The sequence below is a fragment of the Spongiivirga citrea genome (assembly GCF_010671565.1).
Lineage (GTDB): Bacteria > Bacteroidota > Bacteroidia > Flavobacteriales > Flavobacteriaceae > Spongiivirga > Spongiivirga citrea.
Genome location: NZ_JAABOQ010000002.1, coordinates 311,207 through 332,934, shown reverse-complemented (window position 1 = coordinate 332,934; position 21,728 = coordinate 311,207). Strand labels below are relative to the sequence as shown.

General features: G+C 34.4%; 23 protein-coding genes and 1 pseudogene. 19 read left to right on the top strand and 5 right to left on the bottom strand.

Annotation, left to right across the window (positions count from 1 at the left end):
* Nucleotides 1-1,539 carry an antiviral reverse transcriptase Drt3a gene (drt3a, locus tag GWK10_RS05140; RefSeq protein ID WP_164029867.1) on the bottom strand — a complete coding sequence of 513 codons (1,539 nt, stop codon included), beginning with the start codon at nucleotides 1,537-1,539 and terminating at the stop codon, nucleotides 1-3.
* A gap of 450 nt (nucleotides 1,540-1,989) precedes the next feature.
* Here drt3a and GWK10_RS05135 point away from each other — a divergent pair, with 450 nt between their 5' ends.
* The 4 genes and pseudogenes from GWK10_RS05135 (at nucleotide 1,990) to GWK10_RS05115 (ending at nucleotide 6,123) form a co-directional block, all read left to right on the top strand.
* A complete protein-coding gene (locus GWK10_RS05135) occupies nucleotides 1,990-3,048 on the top strand; it encodes a helix-turn-helix domain-containing protein (protein ID WP_164029865.1) in 1,059 nt (352 codons plus the stop codon).
* 126 nt (nucleotides 3,049-3,174) lie between these two features.
* Nucleotides 3,175-3,582 (top strand): annotated as a pseudogene (locus GWK10_RS18400) (nuclear transport factor 2 family protein).
* Between the two features lie 27 nt (nucleotides 3,583-3,609).
* Nucleotides 3,610-4,395, top strand: coding sequence for a type 1 glutamine amidotransferase domain-containing protein (locus tag GWK10_RS05120; RefSeq protein ID WP_164029861.1), 786 nt, complete (start codon nucleotides 3,610-3,612; stop codon nucleotides 4,393-4,395).
* Nucleotides 4,396-4,416: 21 nt separating this feature from the next.
* Nucleotides 4,417-6,123, top strand: coding sequence for a serine hydrolase domain-containing protein (locus GWK10_RS05115; protein ID WP_164029859.1), 1,707 nt, complete (start codon nucleotides 4,417-4,419; stop codon nucleotides 6,121-6,123).
* A 96-nt stretch (nucleotides 6,124-6,219) separates the two neighbouring features.
* Here the strand turns inward: GWK10_RS05115 and GWK10_RS05110 are convergent, their stop codons facing one another.
* Nucleotides 6,220-6,498 (bottom strand): 2TM domain-containing protein, encoded by a 279-nt coding sequence (locus GWK10_RS05110; RefSeq protein ID WP_164029856.1) that lies wholly within the window; start codon nucleotides 6,496-6,498, stop codon nucleotides 6,220-6,222.
* A 314-nt stretch (nucleotides 6,499-6,812) separates the two neighbouring features.
* On the opposite strand from GWK10_RS05110, the gene GWK10_RS05105 reads away from it, so the two are divergent.
* From GWK10_RS05105 to GWK10_RS05070, 8 genes are all read left to right on the top strand, one after another.
* A complete protein-coding gene (locus GWK10_RS05105; RefSeq protein WP_164029855.1) occupies nucleotides 6,813-7,940 on the top strand; it encodes a bactofilin family protein in 1,128 nt (375 codons plus the stop codon).
* 34 nt (nucleotides 7,941-7,974) lie between these two features.
* Entirely contained in the window at nucleotides 7,975-8,349 is a 375-nt protein-coding gene (locus GWK10_RS05100) for a nuclear transport factor 2-like protein (protein ID WP_239540704.1), read from the top strand.
* A complete protein-coding gene (locus GWK10_RS05095) occupies nucleotides 8,346-9,107 on the top strand; it encodes a GNAT family N-acetyltransferase (RefSeq protein WP_164029851.1) in 762 nt (253 codons plus the stop codon). Before GWK10_RS05100 ends, GWK10_RS05095 begins: the two co-directional genes overlap by 4 nt.
* 284 nt (nucleotides 9,108-9,391) lie before the next feature.
* Nucleotides 9,392-10,447, top strand: coding sequence for a serine hydrolase domain-containing protein (locus GWK10_RS05090; RefSeq protein WP_164029849.1), 1,056 nt, complete (start codon nucleotides 9,392-9,394; stop codon nucleotides 10,445-10,447).
* Nucleotides 10,448-10,470: 23 nt separating this feature from the next.
* Nucleotides 10,471-11,190: an NAD(P)-dependent oxidoreductase gene (locus GWK10_RS05085; RefSeq protein WP_164029847.1), complete on the top strand. Its 720-nt coding sequence runs from the start codon at nucleotides 10,471-10,473 to the stop codon at nucleotides 11,188-11,190.
* 443 nt (nucleotides 11,191-11,633) lie between these two features.
* On the top strand, nucleotides 11,634-12,080 hold the full coding sequence (locus GWK10_RS05080) for a DUF4199 family protein (protein WP_164029845.1): 447 nt from the start codon (nucleotides 11,634-11,636) through the stop codon (nucleotides 12,078-12,080).
* A gap of 35 nt (nucleotides 12,081-12,115) precedes the next feature.
* Nucleotides 12,116-13,027 carry a hypothetical protein gene (locus GWK10_RS05075; protein ID WP_164029842.1) on the top strand — a complete coding sequence of 304 codons (912 nt, stop codon included), beginning with the start codon at nucleotides 12,116-12,118 and terminating at the stop codon, nucleotides 13,025-13,027.
* A gap of 40 nt (nucleotides 13,028-13,067) precedes the next feature.
* Nucleotides 13,068-13,433, top strand: coding sequence for a DoxX family protein (locus GWK10_RS05070; protein WP_164029841.1), 366 nt, complete (start codon nucleotides 13,068-13,070; stop codon nucleotides 13,431-13,433).
* On the opposite strand, the gene GWK10_RS05065 is transcribed toward GWK10_RS05070, so the two are convergent.
* Nucleotides 13,430-13,699 carry a DoxX family protein gene (locus tag GWK10_RS05065; RefSeq protein ID WP_239540703.1) on the bottom strand — a complete coding sequence of 90 codons (270 nt, stop codon included), beginning with the start codon at nucleotides 13,697-13,699 and terminating at the stop codon, nucleotides 13,430-13,432. The genes GWK10_RS05070 and GWK10_RS05065 overlap by 4 nt on opposite strands.
* A 356-nt stretch (nucleotides 13,700-14,055) precedes the next feature.
* Between GWK10_RS05065 and mltG the strand changes: the two genes are divergently transcribed.
* The 7 genes from mltG to GWK10_RS05030 all read left to right on the top strand — a co-directional run bounded on the left by mltG (nucleotide 14,056) and on the right by GWK10_RS05030 (nucleotide 19,742).
* Nucleotides 14,056-15,114, top strand: a complete 1,059-nt coding sequence (mltG, locus tag GWK10_RS05060) for an endolytic transglycosylase MltG (protein ID WP_164029839.1) — start codon at nucleotides 14,056-14,058, stop codon at nucleotides 15,112-15,114.
* 308 nt (nucleotides 15,115-15,422) lie between these two features.
* Entirely contained in the window at nucleotides 15,423-15,947 is a 525-nt protein-coding gene (locus GWK10_RS05055; RefSeq protein WP_164029838.1) for a sigma-70 family RNA polymerase sigma factor, read from the top strand.
* 66 nt (nucleotides 15,948-16,013) lie between these two features.
* Nucleotides 16,014-16,520: a hypothetical protein gene (locus GWK10_RS05050; RefSeq protein WP_164029837.1), complete on the top strand. Its 507-nt coding sequence runs from the start codon at nucleotides 16,014-16,016 to the stop codon at nucleotides 16,518-16,520.
* A 62-nt stretch (nucleotides 16,521-16,582) separates the two neighbouring features.
* Nucleotides 16,583-17,611 carry a hypothetical protein gene (locus tag GWK10_RS05045; RefSeq protein WP_164029836.1) on the top strand — a complete coding sequence of 343 codons (1,029 nt, stop codon included), beginning with the start codon at nucleotides 16,583-16,585 and terminating at the stop codon, nucleotides 17,609-17,611.
* 9 nt (nucleotides 17,612-17,620) lie between these two features.
* Nucleotides 17,621-18,256 (top strand): hypothetical protein, encoded by a 636-nt coding sequence (locus GWK10_RS05040; protein ID WP_164029835.1) that lies wholly within the window; start codon nucleotides 17,621-17,623, stop codon nucleotides 18,254-18,256.
* Between the two features lie 239 nt (nucleotides 18,257-18,495).
* Nucleotides 18,496-19,095, top strand: coding sequence for a hypothetical protein (locus GWK10_RS05035; RefSeq protein WP_164029834.1), 600 nt, complete (start codon nucleotides 18,496-18,498; stop codon nucleotides 19,093-19,095).
* A gap of 83 nt (nucleotides 19,096-19,178) precedes the next feature.
* On the top strand, nucleotides 19,179-19,742 hold the full coding sequence (locus GWK10_RS05030) for a DinB family protein (protein WP_164029833.1): 564 nt from the start codon (nucleotides 19,179-19,181) through the stop codon (nucleotides 19,740-19,742).
* Nucleotides 19,743-19,935: 193 nt separating this feature from the next.
* On the opposite strand, the gene GWK10_RS05025 is transcribed toward GWK10_RS05030, so the two are convergent.
* Both GWK10_RS05025 and GWK10_RS05020 read right to left on the bottom strand, forming a co-directional pair.
* The gene (locus GWK10_RS05025; protein WP_164029832.1) at nucleotides 19,936-20,634 is read right to left on the bottom strand and encodes a LytR/AlgR family response regulator transcription factor; all 699 of its coding nucleotides are present in this window, start codon (nucleotides 20,632-20,634) and stop codon (nucleotides 19,936-19,938) included.
* A complete protein-coding gene (locus GWK10_RS05020; RefSeq protein ID WP_164029831.1) occupies nucleotides 20,627-21,646 on the bottom strand; it encodes a sensor histidine kinase in 1,020 nt (339 codons plus the stop codon). Before GWK10_RS05020 ends, GWK10_RS05025 begins: the two co-directional genes overlap by 8 nt.
* Between the last annotated feature and the right edge of the window lie 82 nt (nucleotides 21,647-21,728).

Here is a 21,728-nt window from a genome sequence, read left to right as displayed (position 1 = left end):
CTAAATTTTTTCCCAAATTGAATTTATTTCCCTAAGGCCATATCGTAAAACACCTTTGTTACTCTTATTAACCAAGTCGTTTTTTTTAGAATTATGATTTCTATATAATTCTTTTTTTAAAGGAAAAAGCACGAATTTTTTTGTGTCATATCCATTCTCAAAATTTAATTTATCCAGTTGGTTTTTTTGCTTTATTGACAATCCTCCGTGATTCTTATGCCATTTCAAATAACTGTCCAATATTTTTAAGGTATAGCTATTATTTATAAAAGGATTAGAGTAATACACACCTATTAAAACGTTTGCCTTGTTATTACGTAGCCTTGTATTTGATGTCAAAAATTCTATTCTAGCTCTAAGGAGCTTAAAGGCGTTCTTCTCATTCCTGATTCTTTTTTTCTGAAAATCATCAAAGGCACTTTTTATTTTCGTTTTGTACTTGCTAATTTTCTTATCAGAAATATCAACGGTAAGAGATGTTATTATTCTATTTCTTTTTGCTGCATCTGAATATTTGTTAACTGTTCTTAGTGAACCAATTGAATAACCCAAATAGTTAATAGTGGTTGGGTTTTTATTCTTTCTTTTTGATATAAGGCTATCATCTAAAAACTCAATACTCCTTGTATTAATAGAATCTATTCCTTTAAGCATATTATAGATTTCTGTTTTATAAGTGTTGATATTCAGCCCTTTACTTTTAATAATTCGAGTTAAATTCGTTTTATATCTTGATAATTCTGCAGATGAAACTGTTTCGGATTCGGGAACAAATATTGCCAAAATATCATCGACGTATCTTGAGTAATAAATAAGATTAGGCATACTTTTAATCTCATTGTCTACTATTCTCATGTATAATTCAGATAAATATGGGCTAATGCCTATTCCTCTTGGTACTCCCACTGGATTTAACGCTCCTGTCTGACCAGTTAAAACATTATACTGTGCAATAACCTTGTTAATAAATCTTTTTGAAAGCACACTTAAAAGATGGTCATTATTTATTTTTATAAGTAAGTCCTTTTGTGGAATAGATTCATAAAATGATTGAATATCGGTTCGTATAATATACTTGGGAAATTTGTCTTCAAGTAGCTTGGTAATTTGACTTAAAATAGCATATCTATTGGCCTGTTTGACTTTATATGTTCTTGCAATATTCCATTGAACTTTTTTGGAAATGAAGAAGTTTTCAAGCTTTTCTTCTAAAACATACGTTTGCTTACCAATTAATGGTCCTAAATCAAGTCTTAGATTTTGAATTTTATTAGGTAGATTGGTACTTGTTTCAATAAGTATACTTTTGATTAATAGATCTCTTTCTTGTTTAAGTTTTTTTCTTTCCAGCTGAAGAACTTTTTTCCTTTCTGCATCAGTTTCTGATATAATTTCAGCAGTTTTAGCCTGAATCAACTTTAATCGGTCAATGCTTGGTTGAAAGTCTGTTTTAAATTTACTTTCTATATTTTTTCCTTTTCGATTTTCTTTATCAAAAATTTCCTGAAAGGTCTCTTGTGAGAATGACTGATTAAACATTAAAATTCAAATAATTAATATTCTATAGACAATATACATAAAATATTATATCATTTTTAATGTAAAATGAAAATCTAATAATGATAGCAGGGTATTTTTCTAAGAGAATTTTTACTAAAACAATAAGCAAACAGTCCACCGTCATCTCCTCAACGCCTCCCTTCTCAAAAACACACTTCCAGTTCCTAGGATTAACACAGGCACAAAAAGTCACAACACATTGTAATCACTATAACCAACCCCCCAAAGTAATCCATCTCTATTATCCCATTTACATTGGCATAGGTCAACATAAAAAAGAACACTTCACAGGGGGCTGACTAGGAAGCAGTATGCCGTTAAACTTCCAATTGGAAAATCATATCGAAAAGCCGTTTTAGGTAGAATTTAGATTTTTCTTTGGTGTCCTATTATTTTAAATGGGGTATATTTAATGTCTTTAAGTCAAGGTTGGAATTCGAAGATCAAATATTATTCTTTTTTAGTGCCCTAGGAGGCTTTAATGGCCTTTTTCTTAGTCTTTATTTCGGTTTCATTATAAAAAACAAGAATATAGCTACTTATTTTTTGGCTGCCTTACTTTTTGTTATTAGCGTTCGGGTCATAAAATCAGTATTCCTAACATTTTATCCTGAAACATCATCGCTATTTATCCAAGTAGGGTTGACGGCCTGCTTTCTTATTGGTCCTTTCCTATATTTATATACTCGAATAGCCACCAGACCGGATAGCATTGGTAAATGGCAATGGTTGCTTCATATTGTACCCATTATTGTATTTATGATCGTGACTGGCATACTATATCCTTATAACGAGTATTGGCATTTATGGCAGCGTAGATCCGATGGGATTTTTGGATATATGCTACTTTTCCTATGGACAATATACCTCATTGCAGCTATATATCAGTCGAGGCGCTCTTTTTTAAAATTGTTTTCTAAGACAGAGAAACTGAGTAATCTGGATTATTGGATCATTAATATTGTGGTCGGCTGCTTTCTAATTTGGTTGGCGTATAATACAGTTATGTACACATCATATATCGTAGGAGCTTTATCTTTTTCGTTTACGCTTTATGTGAGCCTTATGATCTGGTTTTTTAAACGACGACAGCATGGTTTGTCTTTTTTGTCGCCAGCTATTAAATACCAAAATAAAGTAATTAGTGATGCCGAAATAACTACAATTGCCGACACCTTGCCACGTCTTTTTACAGAAGAAAAAGTGCATCTAAATTCCGACTTAAAACTTTTAGATGTAGCCAATCGACTCGAGGTAAAACGGCATACCTTGTCTCAATATCTTAATGATACGGTTGGTCAAAGTTTTTCAAATTTTATAAACGGGTATCGTGTAGAATCGGCTATAGAAATGCTACAATCAAACCAAGTTCTAACTATTGAAGGTATCGGAAACGAATGCGGTTTTAAATCGAATACATCATTTTATAACGCCTTTAAAAAGCATAAAGGCATGACTCCTGCACAGTTTAAAAAGTCTTTGAAATAGGCTTTGTTTTCTACAGAATTATAAATCTGTAGGTCTTTTCACTTGACGCTTTCCTTTTGTTTGCTCATTTGTAATAGCTTGGTTGAAGAATTAATAATAACATCATTCAATCAAAAAACAAGAACAATGAAAAAACTACTTTTAATTAGCTGTGTATTACTTACTCAATGCCTATTGGCGCAAACAGAAGAAGACCGAATTCGAGAAACCCTGACAAAGTATATCGATGGTTCTACTGGTGGACAGCCAAAACTATTAAAGGAAGCCTTCCACCCAGATCTGAATCTATATTATGTAAAAAATGATCAGGTAAGTATTTGGTCCGGTGAAGCCTAAATAGCAGATACCAAAGAAGGTAAACCAACAGGAGAAGCAGGAAAGATTCTTTCTATAGACTATACCAACAATGCAGCCATGGCCAAAGTCGAAATAGCGGCTCCGGGTAACACCCCGTACATCGACTATTTTATGCTGCTAAAAACAAAGGGCAAATGGACTATTATACATAAAATGTTTACTAAGAAAACGAAGTAATAAGCCTTTCTTATTAAATCTAGAATTATGAAAAAGGCTATTTGCTTAGTGCTTGTATTTGCTTCGTTTTTATTGACATGCGCACAAAATGAAGATAAATCAAATAATACCATTATAAATGAGGAGACTTCTCAAAGGATTCTGATTATAGTTTCTAATGCGCATTTTTATGGAGATTCTGAACGAAATACCTCCAATCATTTTTCAGAAATAGTGCACGCCTATGATGTGTTTGAAAAAGCGGGTTATACAATGGATTTTGTAAGCCCTGAAGGAGGAGCAATACCCATTGGTTACATAAATACTTCAGATTCCATTCAGAAGAGATATCTCTATGATAATACATTCATGGATGAATTAGAGCATACTAAAAGTCCAGATCAGATGAATGCGTCTGATTATAAGGCGGTCTATTATGGTGGTGGAGGAGCCGCGATGTTTGGAGTAGCAGATAACAAAGGAATACAAGCTATTGCAATGCAAGTGTATGAGGACCAAGGTGGCATTATTTCTACTATATGCCACGGAACTGCCGGCATTGTACATCTTAAAACAAAAGATGGGACTTATCTGGTTTCAGGGAAAAAAGTGAATGGCTTTCCGGATGCTTTTGAAAATATGGAGGCCGATTATTATAAAACCTTTCCCTTTTCAATTCAGCAACTCATTATTGAAAGAGGAGGTGATTTTCAATATTCATCAAAAGGGTGGGATGATTTTATGATTGCCGATGGAAGGTTAATAACTGGACAAGACCCTTCGGCGGCTGCTTCGGTTGCAAGAAAAGTTGTAGAAACATTACAACGATTATAAATCTTTAAAAAAACTAAGGACATGAAAAATATAATAGCAATAGTCTTATGCTTCACATCTGTGATCTGTTTTTCACAGGAAGCTCAAAAAAGAGAAATTACATCAAGCCAAATAGACGCAATTTTTTCGCAATGGGATACCCAAGATAAGCCAGGGATAGCTGTGGGCGTATTAAGCGATGGCAAAATAATGTATACTAAAGGGTATGGGCTGGCTAATTTGGAGCACAAGATTCCAATAAGTCCAGAAACTAAATTCCATATTGGAGATATAGCAAAGGAGTTCACTGTTTATGCCCTTCTATTATTAGAAGAACGAGGTCAGCTTTCCCTTCAAGATGATATTCGGAAGTATATGCCCAATTTGATGCCTTTTTCCCATCCTATTAGTATCGAACAATTGATACATCACACGAGCGGATTGAACAACAGTGAGGTTGCCAAGGCGCTTGCTGGCTGGAGGGAAGAAGATCTTTTCACCAAGAAACAGGCATATAATATGGTTAAAAGCCAGGCAAAATCGCTAACCAACAGCGGAAACGAGCAACGTCATTCCGACACAGGTTTTATGATACTCGAAGATCTTATAGCCAAGATCAGCAATACATCCTATGCCGATTTTGTAAGCAAAGAAATCTTTAAACCGCTAGGAATGACAAACTCCGTATTTGACACTCAGGGTGCGGTAATAGCTAACAAGGCACAAGGATATTTTGCACAAAATGATGGTTTTGCCAGTTCAAGCATGAACCACAATCATACAATCGTATCTGATGTATATACTACTGTCGGAGATATGTGTCTTTGGGCTAAAGAACTTGGTAACCCAAAAATCGGTACTGAGCTAATGGTTAAAAAATTCGATGGTCTCTCCATAGTTAATGGAAAAGAAGTAGATGAAAGCAATACATCCCTTTATACTGGAGGGCATCGATTTTGGAATTTTCGAGGAGCTAAAAAAATATACCATATTGAAGTAGCAGGCGGATATGCTAGTAAATTGATACGCTATCCTGAATATGACCTCGCCGTTGTTATTATGGGAAATGATGGTGCATATAATGGCTATGCAGGTACAGGGGCTAGTGCCCTTTATATTGAGGATTTCTTAGATACTGAGGCAAACAATGTGTCTTCAAAAATTTCTTCAAAAAAATTATCAAGAAAGCAACTTACCGCATTTGAAGGCGATTATTGGGATGGTAACAATCACTCATCGCGTAAAATTCACGTTACTAACGATACTTTGCGATATTTTAGAGGTCCTGGCAATGAAAGTGCACTTGTGCCACTAACCAAAAACTCCTTTAAGATGATTACTGGTGGAGAAGTAACTGTAAATTTTGATACGAAGGCCGTTCCTAAGAAGATGTCGGTAATCGTCGGGGAAGATACTTTTCAATTGGTTGCTTATGACCCTAATGCAAATTGGGCAAAGAACTTAAGTGTATTTACTGGAAATTATTATGCCGCCGACTTAGGTACTTCGTATTCTCTTGGTATTGATCAAGGAAAACTTATACTTAAGCATCCTAGGTTAGAACCTGTACTATTAGATCCAAGAATACTTGACGTATTCTCAGGAGACCGTAGACACTTTTCATCGTTAGCATTTAAAAGAGATACAAATGGTACAATCACAGGTTTTAAGTTGTCTACATCTGGAGTTGCTGATATTTGGTTCCAAAAGGAAACCACTACGCGTAAAAAGTTAGCGAAAGCCAAATGAGATAGTTTTTAAATTTAGTTAGCAGGCTAGACTATCTACAATTGAGTTGATGGTCTAGCCTTAGTATTAATTTCAGTTAGAAATAAAGGGAAAGTGCTATTCCTTTTTCAAAAGTTGCCTATCCATTTCTTTCCGAATCATATTTTCTGTGACGCCAGATTCTTTATTTAGAACATACAAGTTCATTGCATGCCAAAATATTGCAATACCCCATCCCATAAGCGGCCAAATAGCCCATAAATAATCTGGTGAATTAATGAGGTTGATACTTATAAGAATTGCATTTACTGCAATGTAAACAGCCAAATGAACTTTAAAACCAAGTCTCGCCCGTACTTTTTTCTTTGCCTTTTGATATGCTTCTGTATTTTCCATGATGTATTTAGTTGTGGATTATGATTATAGTATTTGAGTTCAAGATGAATTACTGACAAAGACTTATTTAGTATCCTGTTTATACTTCTGGAAGTAACCACTTTCAACTTCGCCTATACTCATCATCTTCCTATAAATGTACCCCAGATAGGAAAGCAATTAAATGATATTTATCAGTTGAGAAATGGGCTTGTACAGGTGTATGATAATTTCCTAAAAACAACTTAAAAAAGAACTCTATTCTATTGATTTAAGTCATTTTATAGGTTGCTATCGGTAAGTATATTTAGTGCTGAAACTAAAAAACAGGACTAATGAAAACAATAGCTATTTTACTTATCTCATTATGCTCAATGGTCTCTTTTGGGCAAACGCAGAATGAAGGTGATATTGTAATTAATAAGACACAAGAAGATGATACCTATCACGCAGGAGAAACCATCAGGACAAATGCAGTGGTACAAGGAGATTTGGTTATCGCTGGTGGAAACCTCACGGTTAATGATAGTATTAATGGGGACTTAACGGCAGCAGGAGGCGAGCTATTTCTAAATAGTTATGTAGCCGATGATGTTCGCATTGCGGTAGGTCGAGCAATTATTGACTCTGAAATAGGGGATGATCTTATTGTTTTTGGCGGAGAAGTAACCATAACCGAAAATGCCAAAATACATGGAAATCTTAAATGCTTTGCGGGCAATATTAAAATGAATGGAGAAGTAGTGGGAAAGCTTGAAGTTAAAGGAGCCGATATACTTATTAATGGGGTTGTACAAAAAACCTCAAAAATAATAGGAGAGGACATTACCATCGGATCGAATGCGAAATTTCACAATGCTGTTGAGTTTTGGAATAGCGACAAAGAAATAGATTTTAAAAACTCCTTGGTGAATACCAAAGCGCAATTCAATGAAGATCTGGGTAAAGAACAATCAGAATTATCATTGACTACATATGGTACTAGGTCATTGTCATCCTGGTTGAAATATATCCTAACTGCATTCCTAGGAATTCTTGTTTTCCACGCGCTATTTAAACACGCGTTTACACAAGCTGTTGAAAGCTTTGAGAATAAATGGCTTAAAAGTTTTGGCTTTGGATTGGTTTACTTAATTGGTATTCCTTTAATAATTATTTTTACGCTTCTCATTACCATTGGCATCTCTTTAGGCCTCTTCGCAGCAGCTATATTTATATTTAGTCTGCTCTTCGGTCAATTAATTGCCGCAATACTACTGGCCTACTATGTAAAATATAAAAAGGATATGAATTGGGGCTTTTGGAATGTTACATTCATTGCCTTAGGATTTCTCCTCTTAATGCGTCTGCTTACCACAATACCATATGTAGGAATAGCTGTCTCTATTGTTATATTGGCAATTACGTATGGCGCATTAACCTTAGCGGTGATTCGCTCTAAAAAACAACGCGTTACAAGTTGATGTTATGAATGAAGAACATCCAAATATTAAGATTTTGAAAAGACTGGATCTTACCAATTTGGCTGCAAGTGCCACAGTATTTGCAGAAGACTTTGTTTGGCATTATTACAATCCAGAATTGCCCGAAATAGAAGGGGACTATTTCGGGCTTTCTGGTTTGATAGACTTTTTCAAAATATTGGCTGGTAAAACCAAAAGTTCATTTAAGGTACATCCAATATCCATTACACCTATGGGAGATAAACTAGTCATCACTCATGTTAAAGACAGCATGTTTCTAGAAGACAAACCAATGGAAATTGATGCTATTGTGGTATGGTGTATTGTTGATAGTAAGATCAAAGAAGCGTGGGATATACCCGTTATTCATACGGCTAAAATGATAGAAACGGTAAACGAAAACCTATGAAACTAGTGGCTGTTACTCCAGAAAATGCATTAAAGGAGACTTTCTTTTGCATCAAGGACACCAAAAGACAAGGATTTAAGGACAAACTTAATTGGTTCGAAAAGCGCTATAAAGAGGGGCTAAACATAAAAATCCTGAAAAACGAGGAAGACAAGATGATTGGTTTTATAGAGTATGTTCCAGCTAAAAATGCTTGGCGGCCTATAGATGCCGATAATTATATGTTTATTCATTGTACCTACATCTACTCTAAAAAAGATAGAAGTAAAGGTTATGGTGCAATGCTTATTGAAGATGCGGAAAAAGCAGCAAAAGCGAAAGGTATGGACGGTTTATGTGTAATAACAAGTACCGGAGGTTGGTTAGCTAATAAAACACTTTTTGAGAAAAATGGCTTTGAGCAAATTGAAGTAAAAGACCGATTCGAACTGCTTTCTAAAACGTGGAACCCGAAGGCCGAAAAACCGAAGTTTCATAATTGGACTAAGCAGCAAAAAAAGTACAAAGGTTGGCACTTACTTTATGCAGACCAGTGCCCTTGGAACGAAAAGTCTGCAGCAGCAATACTTAATGTTGCAATGGATTATGATATAGACTTAAAAGTGTCTAAAATAAATACCGTAAAAGAAGCCAAAATGGCGCCTTCTGGCTTTGGTGTTTTTAATCTTTTACGCGATGGTAAATTGCTAGAAGACCATTATATAAGTGCAACTCGATTTAGGAATATTTTGAAAAAAGAACTAAGTGTTAAACAATGAAAAGAAGCTTAACTTTTCAATCTACACTTTCAAAAAGCAAATCATACATTAAAAAAGGAATCGTAACTTTTGGCTACGGTAATCGTCATACTATCAATTGATTTCGACATTGAAGAAACATAATTATCAGCTGTTCTGATAGAATGATTAATTGCATATATAATTCATTAATCATACAAAAATCAATTCATCCATATTATAACACAGTTCAGTAATTCACAATTCATTTAAGGTTTAATCTAAAATATATTTGAGTTGTAAATTAAAATCCATAGTATAGACTAATGAAAAGAGCCAAACAAAAGACTAGTAAAGGAAAACAAATTTTCAGGGTCGTATTATTTGTTGGGACTTTTATTTCCTTATGGTTTGTGCCGTGGATTTTAGTAAAAGCATGGATACTACCATTGCCAGATACTGTACAGGAGCAAGTCGATCAAACTTTAAGTTATGGTTTTGATGGCGTTATCGTATATGTAGATGAATCTGGTAAGCCACCAGCGTTTTATGCGGCTGGTTACCATAACCGAGAGCAGAAAATACCTGCCAATCCAAAGGCATTATTCAAAATAGCAAGTGTAAGTAAGTTATATGTTGCAGTTGCTATCACAAAATTAGCTAATGATAAGCGTTTAGTTTTGGATAAAACGCTTGCTGATTATTTTCCAGAACTTGTAGGAAGAATTGAAAATGCAGATGAAATAACCTTACGAATGATGGTGCAACATAGAAGTGGGATTCCTAATTTCACAGACAATCCTGATTTTTGGAAAAATCAACCAAACAACCATATAGATGTGCTTCAATATGCACTCGATTTGCCAGCTGACTTTGCGCCAAACAAAGATTATGGCTATTCTAATACAAATTATTTACTCCTTTCAAGAATCATAGAGCAAGTTACAGGAGGTAGTCGTCAAGACTATTTCAACAAGGAAATTTTAATCCCACTTGGGCTTAAAAATACTTATGGCTCAATTGATGACGTAAATCTAGATGATGTCATGAGTGGTTATTATGTTGGAATTGAAAGGGACTTCAAAAGCGAGAATCAAGGAATGATGATAGCTACAGCAGAAGATGTTGGTATCTTTTTAAGAGCTTTAAACGATGGTTCATTGCTTAATGAAAAAGAAATGGAAATCTATAGGTCTATTTATGAGTTTAATCATGGAGGATTGGCTCCGGGTTACCAATGTATGGCAGAATACCATCAAGATATTGACGCGGTGGTAGTTCAATTTATGAATACCACTGATTTTGAAGGTTACCAATGGAACTTGTTACAAATAACACATTCACGCGTTGTAAAGATTTTACGTAAAGCAAAACGTTTGTAAAATACAATTCTTAAAAAACAGGTATGACAGTTTTAGTAGTAGGAGCAAGTGGGGCAACCGGTAGTCTATTAGTCGATCAACTTCTAATCAAAAAGAACAAGGTGAAGGTGATTGTACGATCACCAGAGAAGTTACCAGAATCATGGAAAACGAATGATGACTTACAAATTATTACTGCAAGTATCTTAGAACTTAGTGATGCCGAAATGAGTCAAATTGTAAGTGATTGTCATGCAGTTGCTTCATGCCTCGGTCATAATATGACATTGAAAGGAGTTTACGGAAAGCCAAGAAGACTAGTAACAGATGCTACCAGACGATTATGCAATGCCATAGATTCAAACAATCTACAAAGGCCAACTAAGTTCGTCTTAATGAATACTACGGGCAATCGCAATCGCGATTTAAACGAACCCATATCTCTTGCTCAAAAATGCGTTGTTGGACTGCTACGCTTGTTATTACCACCACATGTAGATAATGAAAAAGCGGCAGATTATTTACGAACGCAAATAGGTCAAAACAGTAATTCAATTGAATGGGTTGCAGTAAGACCAGATGGCTTAATTAATAATGAGGAAGTTACCGATTATGAGATATATCCTTCACCAACACGAAGCGCTATTTTTAATGCTGGTAAAGTAAGTCGGATAAATGTGGGGCATTTTATGGCTAGTTTAATCAATGATGACAACTTATGGGCTAGATGGAAAGGGCAAATGCCGGTAATCTATAGCAAATAGCATCAAGAGTAATTTGAAAATGAGTTTATTTGATTTTGAACAGTAACAGTCTTGCTTGAATTTTGTTGAAGATATTAAGGAATACTAAGTGTTATAGAATATATTGTTACTGATTAGCGTATCACAATTAGGAAAATCTTCCTCTTGACTCTCTAAGGACAGTCACTATTTCACTTGCTATAACCAGGCTAATAAGCATCTAATAATTATTCCACAATCATTTTTTTTTGTTTAATTAAATACATTTATTGTTAAACAAAATTGTAAATTTCACTATCTTTAACCGATAACAATTGTGTCAGTATCGATAAAGTCAATGTCGATAGCATATCAAAAAACCGATTTTCACGAGATTTTAAACCACATTTTCATAAGCGAAAACTGTAGCTGTAGAAGAGTTGTATTGACTTTTAGTATTATGTAACCTTAAAAAAGAAATAATCATGAAAAACTTTACATTACCTATTCATTTTGGATTGGCAACCAGTGGCTCATTGATCGGATACTTCCTCGTACTATCGCTGTTTAACCTACATTCTAATATTTTCTTCAGCTTATTTAATGGATTTATTACTGGTTTTGGAATCTATGAAGCCATTAAATACAGGCGTCTTGAAGAACGGCAGAATTTTAGTTATTCAAAAGGGTTCTCTACGGGTATTGTAACTGGGTTTATGGCTACCTTAGTTTTTACCATATTTTTTGCGGTTTATTGTACTGAAGTCAATACTGTTTTTCTAAAGGAACTGTCTAAAAATTGGTTCAAAAATGCAGGCTTTGCAGGCATTGTACTCTTTACTGTAGCCATTATGGGGTTTGCCACTTCTTTGGTTCTTACGCTATCCTTCATGCAGCTTTTTAAGTCATCGAATAACTTGATAAAAAATTAAACACCAGCTACTATAACCCTGAGAAGATAACTGCTATGCTCGAAAAAAGATTTTCTTTCTCGTTACTCTTCGATAAACTCCTTTCGGATACCACTAGGTCGAATGTGGAAAAAGCAATTCTGATAATTGCCCTGTCCAGTTTTATTATTCATTTAATTGTCATTTATTTAGTTAAATTCGATTTTATAACGGTTCCATACAGTTCCGAGCTATTAGTAAATCCAATTGCGGCTATTTATACGCCTTTCTCTTTTATCTTGATTTATGAAGTCTATCTACTTATTTATTACCTGCCTAGATCAATTACGACCTATATAGCGAAGCAATATGAGATTATTACACTCATTGTTATAAGAAGGTTGTTTAAGGATCTGTCTTCATTAGAACTATCATCGAATTGGTTTCAAATAAAAGGAGATTTAGAATTTACTTTTGACTTAATAGCCTCACTTTTGCTTTTCTATTTGATATATCTTTTTCAAATTCACGGAAAAAGAAAATTCAATACCCTAGCGAGCTTAAAACCAAATATTGAAAAATTCATTAATAAGAAAAAGATAATTGCCATTATTTTGGTCCCGTTATTTTTTATTATTTCTCTTTATTCATTTGCTGATTGGTCAATAGGCATTTTAGACCCAAGCATTGATTCATCCGGGTTTAAAAATATTAATGACCTGTTTTTTGATGAGTTTTTTACGATTCTGATTTTTGTAGATGTAGTACTACTACTACTGTCTTTCTTTTACACTGATCAGTTTCACAAAATTATTAGAAATTCTGGTTTCGTGATTTCTACAATCCTAATTCGAATGTCATTTGGGGTTAATGGTTTAATGAACACCATATTAATTGTAGCAGCTGTTTTATTTGGACTAGCGATACTAAGTATTCATAACAAGTACGAAAAAAATAATTTAATGAGTACTAACTCACAAAGTGAGTAACAATAAAACTTTAGAAATTGTTTAACCCAATTAAAGGAATATGAAATATATCACTATTGCGTTTCAGATTATCGTTGGCCTAAGTATTTTAAATGTGTGGCTAGTCCAATTAAATAAGCCTACACAATGGCGTGGAGGCAATGCCACCTCAATAAGAGAAGAGTTTAGGGTATATGGCTTACCTGAGTGGAGCTTCTATTTAATTGGTTTTTTAAAAGTCGTCCTTGCACTTGCTTTGATAGCCGCTCTTTGGTTTCCCTCATTTTTAAAACCTGCTGCTCTTGGGCTGGCGGCCTTATTAACAGGCTCTGTACTGATGCATGTTAAGATCAAGGACCCTATTAAGAAGTCCATGCCAGCTTTTATTTTTTTAAGTATGTGTTTATGCATTGTATTTGCATTTTAATGTAGCCTATTAAGTTCTATAATTGCTATACCGGCATTGATTAAGGCGTAGAAGAGAGATGGGACAGATTGCATTGCAGTATCCTTTATTTTTAAGCGAACACCGAAACCTAGAATCATTAATATTGATAATCCCGTAGCAGCGATTATAGTTAGTATAGGGAAATAGAAATACCCTAAGATAAGGCTTAAAGCACCTAAAAGTTGTAGGGCTCCGATTAGCATACGCCATTTATCAAGTCCGTAACGAACAAATTCTGTCTTCATATAGCTTGTTAAAAAGCAACTAATACCAAAAATAATAAAGGAAATTGAGCAGAATGTGATTAACACGTTTAGTATTGTCATAACTGCTTTAAATGTAGTAGATTTTTAATTATAAACAGTTGAGTTTTTATATGATTGTGAATGTTTTTTTAAATATATCTGTCATTTAAACAAGTATGTCTCATTTAAAGTGTAATTACTCTTGAGACTAATTACATTTAACAAGAAATGCGATTTTGACAACGTTTTTAAAATAGGGATTTAGAAAAAGTTTATTTTAACCACTAACTTAAGAGCCGCAACATTTGGTATAGAATCCCGTTGCCAAAATTCAATAAAAACAATAATTGAAAGACATGAAACTAGGCAATTCATTTCGACCTATTATGATGATTTTTATATTGGTCATCTTAATTACTGGAGTATTTGCTTTTTGGGTATATAATGCTTTACATAGCCCGGTAAGCCATAGTAATGCTGAGAGATACATTGTAATTGAACAAGGCTCATCTTCGAATAGCATTCTCCAAACATTGGAAAAGAATAATGTACTCCAAGCACCGTTGGCAACCAAGCTATATGTGCGCTTCTTTAATATGGATGCTAAGATGGAAGCGGGTGATTACAAATTTCCTTCGCCGATCAGTCCCATAGAGGTGATTAATCAACTTAAAAACGGGAAAAAACGTACAAAAACACTTACTATTCCTGAAGGTTGGACACGTTTTGAGATTGCCAAACGCATTGTAAAGGAGTTTCCAGTAGCACCATCGTTGACTGAAAAAGAAGTTTTGAAATTGATGGACGATACTAGCCTAATCGAGGATATTGATTCTAAAGCAAAAAATCTAGAAGGCTATCTCTATCCAACGACCTATGAGTTTGAGTTTGGTACGCATCCTAAGGATGTAATTGCCAAAATGGTGCAACAATTTAAATCAGTTTGGCGACCAGAATGGGATCGTTTGGCGCTAGAAAAGGGGAGGACTAAACAAGAAATTATCACCATTGCAAGTCTTATTGAAAATGAGACCAAAATAGACTCCGAACGTGATTTGGTTGCTTCTGTAATTTACAACCGTCTTGAGCGAGGAATTCCATTGGGCATTGATGCAACTAATGTATACATTGCCAAATTACTTGGCCGTTGGGATGGTATCATACACAAAAGTGATGTTGAAGTAGAACACCCCTACAATACTAGAAAGATACGTGGATTGCCTCCTGGTCCAATCAGTTCTCCCAGCAGTACTGCAATTGAAGCAGCGTTAAATCCCGCAAAGACTGATAATCTTTATTACGTACTAAATGTAGAGGCCAATGATGGTTCACATCATTTTTACAACAATGCTACCGATTTTTCCAGAGGTAAGGCTGATTATCAAAGGTGGTTGGCTGGTCAACGAGGGAATTGATTCAAATGCACATTTCCAATTTCAAAAGCTCAAATAAAGGTTTAATATTGAGTTAATTATGAATAGTTTAGGGGTTTCCCTAAATATAATTGGAGTTCTTTTAATATACTTCAATTCACCAATCAATGATAGCATTATAGATGGAGGAAACGAATCCACTTATCATAGTATTTTGAAAAAGGACAGAAAAAGCAATAAATTAATTTGACGGCAACTGTTTTGAAACATCTTTTAAAGTAGTTTTATGCATCATTTTTAATTCACTGCGTCTATATTTAGTTAGAAGTATTCTTTTAATTTTAAGGTATATGAAAGACAACATTCAAAGCTACTATAAACCTCTATTTGGCTACATCAATAAACGTGTTAAAAATAGCTTAGATGCCGAAGATCTAACACAGGATGTATTCTTAAAGTTATCGCAATCTGATTTAAGCGGTGTCAAAAATTTTAAACATTGGTTATTTGCAATTACTAGGAACATTATAATTGATTATTACAGAAAAAAGAAACTAGAAATTAGAAATCTAGAAAAAGAGTTTGTTACCGAAACATCAGACAATACTGCAATTATTTTTGAATTGAGTCAATGTGTTAAACCTTTTATTAAGGAATTACCTCAGGATTATGCTCAACTACTAGAGCTCCACGAAATTGATGGTATCTCGCAAAAAGAAATATCTGAGAAATTGAACATAAACTATGTTACTGTACGTTCCAAGATTCAACGAGGTAGGTCAAAACTAAGAGCGTTATTTGCTCAATGTTGTCAAGTTGAGAAAGGGGGAAGAGGAAGTATTCTTTGTTATACCAACAATACGGATTGCTGCTAATATTTTTTGCATCATTTTTTTAAGAGTTTCGTCTTACTAGGTGAATAATTTTTTAAACCTATTACGATGACTTTAAATTTTAAAAAGACAAGATCATTACTTTTTTTTATTGCAACTATGCTATTTATTTCAATTACCAACGCTCAGTCTACTCAGTCCAGCGTTGATGCAAATACCTCCCGTGCCAGTAACGAAGTTAGTTGTGAAGTAGATTCTTTGAAACAAAATAAAGCTACTTCAGGATGCTTGCCATCGAGTTGTAGGGGAGTAAAAACAAAGTTTGGAGAAGCCAAGGTGATTTCTAACCTAAGAACAAACCTTATTAGTTTAAAAGCTGGTATGGAAAAATCGAACACTATAAAATTTGATCCAAGAGCCTATGATATTCACGATATCATAGGTACAACTGATGACGAAAGCTTACAGATTATTATTAGAGAAATTAAATTAATTGAACAGGAAGTTTCTAACAAAACCGATGTTACCTTGGCAACACTTTCATTACCAAAAAACAAGGCCAAGCAAATAGCGTATTTAGATCATAGAATCACTACCCTCAAAAAATTCCTATAAGTAAATTTTGGCGCGGTCTCGTTTTATTGCGCTAGACTGCGCTTTCTATTTGAACTTCTATAATGACATTCAGAAAAATCATTAGCCTATCGATAGGGGTAAGTTTTGGTATTCTATTGATAACTGGAATACTATCCTATTTTAATAACTATTCGAGGTCTGTAGCAACGATTCACACTGTTTTTGGTATGTTGTTTTCTTTTGGTGTTCTGTTTCATTTTAAGAATAACTTTCGGTCTATAAAAAACTATGCGAATGGCAAGCCGTTTATAGCTATAATTATACTCAGTACTCTTTTTTTCTTGGGTGCCATGTATCAAATCACACCGTTTAATACATTAATGAATTTTGGCGCTAAACAGAAGTCTTCTTCTAAAAATGAACTTAATCACGCCACCTACGAGTTTTTAGAAATGAATACCTCGAATACCATTCAATTAACAATCGACGTCTTACGAGCAGAACACTATTGGCATCCTCAAATGGCCGTATGGATCGAAGATATGAATGAGAATTACATCGAAACACTTTTTGTATCAAAAGCCACTGCAAAAGGTTTGTTTTTTGGTGGTAGGAGTAAAGCTAATTTTAAATCGTTTGATGAGAATAAGAATAATGCTGGAGACTACCGTCGTGTTAACGCATTACCTGTTTGGTCTCATAAAAGGCATGTTAAATATAAAGACGGATTTTACGTACCACCCAGTAATAATCCATTGCCAGATGCTATTACTGGCGCCACATTGGTAGATAATTTTAAATTAAAAACTTCAATTAAGCCAATGCAAAAGTTTCAACTAAAAATTGAACTTAATGTCGCGTTTGATGATAACGAATACTATTCTGAATATGATTTTCCAGATGACGACACCTTTCATAATGGTACTGGGCAATTAGGACAGCCATCGATTGTTTTTCAGTCAGCTATCGATATGCAAGATGGTAACAACTATTACTTAATGAATTTGATCGGGCATGGGCATCAATCCGGCCAAAATGGAATTATTAATCCTGATTTATCAACCCTTACCACGGCAAAGGAAATTATAGAACGTATTGTGGTTGGTGTAAAAACAACGGATAAGCTTTAGTAGTGTCTTATGGAAAGAAAGTATAAAAACGTTGGAGCTTTTATGGTCATATTATTACCAATAACTTTTATTGCTTTTTTCGAATCCTATTTTAAGTACCTCCCTTCATTTCCGGATACTATTGCAACAGTAACCCATATCCACACTATTGCTGGGCTAATTTGGATAATTATGCTCATTGCACAACCATGGTTCATTAAAAAAGGAATGATGAATAATCACCGAATTATAGGTAGACTATCATATGTAGTTTTTCCAATTTTTGTTATAACAGCAGTTATACTTATTAGCAATACGTTATTTTCTGAATATGGAAGGTTTGCAATTATTCCTGTTGGAGAAACACTAATTCTTATCATATGCTACAGCCTGGCCATATTCAATAGAAAGCACCCACAGTTACATATGCTATATATGATAGGAACTGGCATCACCTTATTAGGCCCTACACTTGCCAGAATTTTACCTTACTTTTTATCTTCCTGGACTGTGTTACAGCGGGAAAACCTTAAACTATTAATGATACAAGCCGTAATTATTAGTGTATTATATCTAGATAGAAAAATGAAGGAAATCTTTGTTTTCTATTATATAATGGTGGCATTTTTAACGCATCAAATTTTTATGAACTTCATTTTATCTTAAGGTAATAACAAATTAAACAGCCTCATTTTTTGAGCTATAAAATATTGACTAAAACAGTGAAGTGCCATAAAAAAATGAATGGCTACCAGTGCCTATTTCGAGGTTTTAACTTTTCTATAAACATAATTAATAGAAAAGATTGCTAATTTTTGCAGCTCTTTGGTGGTTTACATAGGGTAAAATATTAAACAATACACATTTCATTAAGTGCATTAAGATAATTATAAAGAAAGTAGCGTATGAAGTATACAATTTTTTCAGTATTAGTAATTAGTATATTGGCTGGTTGCAATTCTAAACACAATCAAAATGAGTCTTTACCTGCACCATTAGTTGACGGAAAATACGATGACTACATAGCCCTAGGTATTGAACCTATAACCATCTCTGAAGGTGTCGATTTATATACATATCAAAACGAGCACTATGTCTGGATTTGTTACACCATGCCAGAGGGTAGTTATGGGACTTTGGATATGCATATTGAAACAGAAAAAGTAGGAGATTCTCTAAACCTCCATGTTTCTGGACAAAATGGTGAGTGGTATTTAAACGCTCCAGGCACGGCTCCTGATAGTCCAGAAAGTGATAGATGGTGGAACATGAATGGCTGGAATTCTAATGTAGTTTGGCCAAATGGCATGGATAGAAATGGAGAGGACTTTAGATATAGATTTAAATTAACCAGAGCAAGAGAGTTACAATTAAGCAAAGCAAGGTTTGGGAAAGGGAATTGGAATCTAAAAATGAAGATTGGGAGTATTAAACGTAAGGATGGGTCTTATGATAAATTTGAATTCCCAAACGATGGTAGCTTTTTTATTATTGAGGCGTTTTGAAACCCTTTGCAAAAAATTAAATCACCGGAAATAGTAGTTTTGACTATCTTTTCTTATCAATGTATTAATTTGAACACGATATTATGAAATACTTGAAAGTAAAAACCAGCCTTTTACTGCTTTTATTGCCGATTATATTGTTGAACGCACAAGGGAAACTAGAACCGATTGATGGTTATTCGCCCCAGATTGGTCTAATGGTCTATATGTTAGAAGACCTAAAAGACAGAATTACCCAACAAGTTAAGGACTTAGACCAATCACAAATTGATTTCTTATATGATGCAAATGCTAATAGCATAGGGTCATTGATTATGCATTTGGTGTCTACGGAATCATATTACCGGATAGCCACCTTGGAGGGGCGGGAATGGACAGACGATGAGCTAACGAGATTGGGTATGGCGGGCGAACTTAATGAAAAAGTAAAAAGCATAATTAAGGGTAAGCCGATTGGGTATTATCTGGATTTATGGGATGAAGTCCGTAAAAAAACCTTAAATGGACTCAAAACCAAAGATGATGCCTGGTTTTCATCGAATTTAGAAGAGGGATTAAACTACCACTATATCTGGTACCACGTGATGGAACATTCGTCCAACCATATGGGGCAAATAGCAACCATAAAGAACCGCTTGCCTAAATAAAACCATGAATTTCAAAAAAAGGATTATCAACTACGTGATAGATCATCTTAGCGAATGAGCGAGGCTGCGTGCTGACATACTACAGTTTCCTTAAAAATTTATTCTCAGAAGTTTCTCTAAAAATGTAATGGTAAATGCTTTGCCCTAACCGACGTTAGAAGCGAAGTGGGAATGTGTATGTAATGGGAATTAACTATTTAATGATTTTGATAACTTCCAATTTTTTAAAAACAACAACCTTATACATGGTACTGACAGGGACTTTAATATTTTCAATAAACAAATGTGTTCTGGTTGCCTTTGTAACTCTGTCCAAATTGGTAATGTATGATTTATGTGTGCGTTGAAAATTATCAGATAGTAAAGTAGTAATGTTAATAAGTGTTTCGGAGATAAGATACATTCTTGAATCTGTGAAGATTTTCAAATAATTCCCAAAACTCTGAATGTATAGAATTGATTGAAAGGGAATATTCACAGGCATCCCATCGTGTTTTATTTGCAGTTCTTCAATGCCACTCTCTTTTTTAGTGGATGATATCTTTGAAGCTGAGACTTTGTTCATGGCTTTTAAAAAGCGCTCAATTTTTATAGGTTTCAGCAAATAATCGACCACTCCGTAGTTATAACTCTCCAAGGCGTAGTCAGAATAAGCCGTGGTCAAAATAACTTTGGGTGGATTGATCATAGAACGTAGCACTTCCATGCCGTTAAGCTCAGGCATTTCTATATCTAGAAAGATAAGATCTACCGTATCTTGCTGAATAAAATTGATAAATTCAAGCGGATTCCCAGTACTCACTGCAACTTCCAAAGTTTCTATTTTGGAACAGTAGTCTTCCAACACTTTACGGGCTAGCACTTCGTCATCTACAATAGCTACTTTAATCATTTACAGCTTTTTTTAATAGTGAAACCGATACATCAATGAATAAATGTACTTGGTATGCATTTTCGGTATCATTAATTTCTAAAGAATACGAATTTGGATACAATAGTTTTAAGCGCCTTTTTACGTTTCCAAGGCCCATTCCCTCTCTTTTTGATACGGCAGTTAAAGGGGGGGTTGAATTATCTACTGTCAAATGAAGGGTGGTACCTTCTACAGCTACAGAAATATCAATGCTGCTCTGCTCATTGGTACTATGGGCGCCATGCTTTACGGCATTTTCTACAAAGGGAATAAGTAACATGGGAGCGATCTTTAAGCCCGCTACCTCACCGTCAATGGAGAACTCAATAGTACAGCGTTTACTCAGTCTTTTGTCTTCAAGTAATAAGTAGTTTTCTACAAACTCAAGCTCTTCTTTTAATAGAACGGCGTCTTTCTTAGCACTCTCTAACTGATAACGCATGAGTTCTGAAAGCTGCATAACCATATCAGGTGTCTCTGAAGACCGTTGTCTGGCTAAAGCATAAATACTATTTAAGGAGTTGAATAAAAAATGTGGGTTCACCTGATCTTTTAAATAGGTGAGCTCCATTTCTTTTTGTAGTTTTTCCTTCTCGTCATTTTTTCTTCGAAATAAGATACTTCTTCTCAGAAAGAAAGCAGCCATTCCGGTTCCTGTTGTATAAATAAGAAAAAAGAACATCTTATAGACTCCTATCCAACTTGTTGGAGAATATCCTTTTAAGTAAGATGTTAGAAATATGGTTCCTATAAGCAACATCCCATATAAAAAATACTTTTTCTTATCGTAAAAAAAAGGAATTAGTATAAAGTGGTTAATCCAAATAACCGCCATAATACTTACTGCAAATCCTAATTGCCATACGTAAAACGCATAATCGCTATCATATTTATCTCTGGCTATCCATCCGCCCAATATTTCTAGTATGGCTACCAATATAAAAGCTCCTGTGTTAAGGAGTATGGTATTCCGTAAAGACTTTTTAATCATAAACTATTAATAGCTACTAAAGATACTATCTACAAATACAAATCGTCTTAATTTCTTACAAAAGCCTTATATCAATGACGAA

Bases quoted from the DNA above. Each gene is read 5' to 3' on its own strand.
- drt3a (WP_164029867.1), bottom strand. From the start codon at position 1,539: ATGTTTAATCAGTCATTCTCACAAGAGACCTTTCAGGAAATTTTTGAT.
- GWK10_RS05120 (WP_164029861.1), top strand. From the start codon at position 3,610: ATGAAAAAGGCTATTTGCTTAGTGCTTGTATTTGCTTCGTTTTTATTG.
- GWK10_RS05115 (WP_164029859.1), top strand. From the start codon at position 4,417: ATGAAAAATATAATAGCAATAGTCTTATGCTTCACATCTGTGATCTGT.
- GWK10_RS05110 (WP_164029856.1), bottom strand. From the start codon at position 6,498: ATGGAAAATACAGAAGCATATCAAAAGGCAAAGAAAAAAGTACGGGCG.
- GWK10_RS05105 (WP_164029855.1), top strand. From the start codon at position 6,813: ATGAAAACAATAGCTATTTTACTTATCTCATTATGCTCAATGGTCTCT.
- GWK10_RS05095 (WP_164029851.1), top strand. From the start codon at position 8,346: ATGAAACTAGTGGCTGTTACTCCAGAAAATGCATTAAAGGAGACTTTC.
- GWK10_RS05090 (WP_164029849.1), top strand. From the start codon at position 9,392: ATGAAAAGAGCCAAACAAAAGACTAGTAAAGGAAAACAAATTTTCAGG.
- GWK10_RS05085 (WP_164029847.1), top strand. From the start codon at position 10,471: ATGACAGTTTTAGTAGTAGGAGCAAGTGGGGCAACCGGTAGTCTATTA.
- GWK10_RS05080 (WP_164029845.1), top strand. From the start codon at position 11,634: ATGAAAAACTTTACATTACCTATTCATTTTGGATTGGCAACCAGTGGC.
- GWK10_RS05075 (WP_164029842.1), top strand. From the start codon at position 12,116: ATGCTCGAAAAAAGATTTTCTTTCTCGTTACTCTTCGATAAACTCCTT.
- GWK10_RS05070 (WP_164029841.1), top strand. From the start codon at position 13,068: ATGAAATATATCACTATTGCGTTTCAGATTATCGTTGGCCTAAGTATT.
- GWK10_RS05065 (WP_239540703.1), bottom strand. From the start codon at position 13,699: ATGAAGACAGAATTTGTTCGTTACGGACTTGATAAATGGCGTATGCTA.
- mltG (WP_164029839.1), top strand. From the start codon at position 14,056: ATGAAACTAGGCAATTCATTTCGACCTATTATGATGATTTTTATATTG.
- GWK10_RS05055 (WP_164029838.1), top strand. From the start codon at position 15,423: ATGAAAGACAACATTCAAAGCTACTATAAACCTCTATTTGGCTACATC.
- GWK10_RS05050 (WP_164029837.1), top strand. From the start codon at position 16,014: ATGACTTTAAATTTTAAAAAGACAAGATCATTACTTTTTTTTATTGCA.
- GWK10_RS05045 (WP_164029836.1), top strand. From the start codon at position 16,583: ATGACATTCAGAAAAATCATTAGCCTATCGATAGGGGTAAGTTTTGGT.
- GWK10_RS05040 (WP_164029835.1), top strand. From the start codon at position 17,621: ATGGAAAGAAAGTATAAAAACGTTGGAGCTTTTATGGTCATATTATTA.
- GWK10_RS05035 (WP_164029834.1), top strand. From the start codon at position 18,496: ATGAAGTATACAATTTTTTCAGTATTAGTAATTAGTATATTGGCTGGT.
- GWK10_RS05030 (WP_164029833.1), top strand. From the start codon at position 19,179: ATGAAATACTTGAAAGTAAAAACCAGCCTTTTACTGCTTTTATTGCCG.
- GWK10_RS05025 (WP_164029832.1), bottom strand. From the start codon at position 20,634: ATGATTAAAGTAGCTATTGTAGATGACGAAGTGCTAGCCCGTAAAGTG.
- GWK10_RS05020 (WP_164029831.1), bottom strand. From the start codon at position 21,646: ATGATTAAAAAGTCTTTACGGAATACCATACTCCTTAACACAGGAGCT.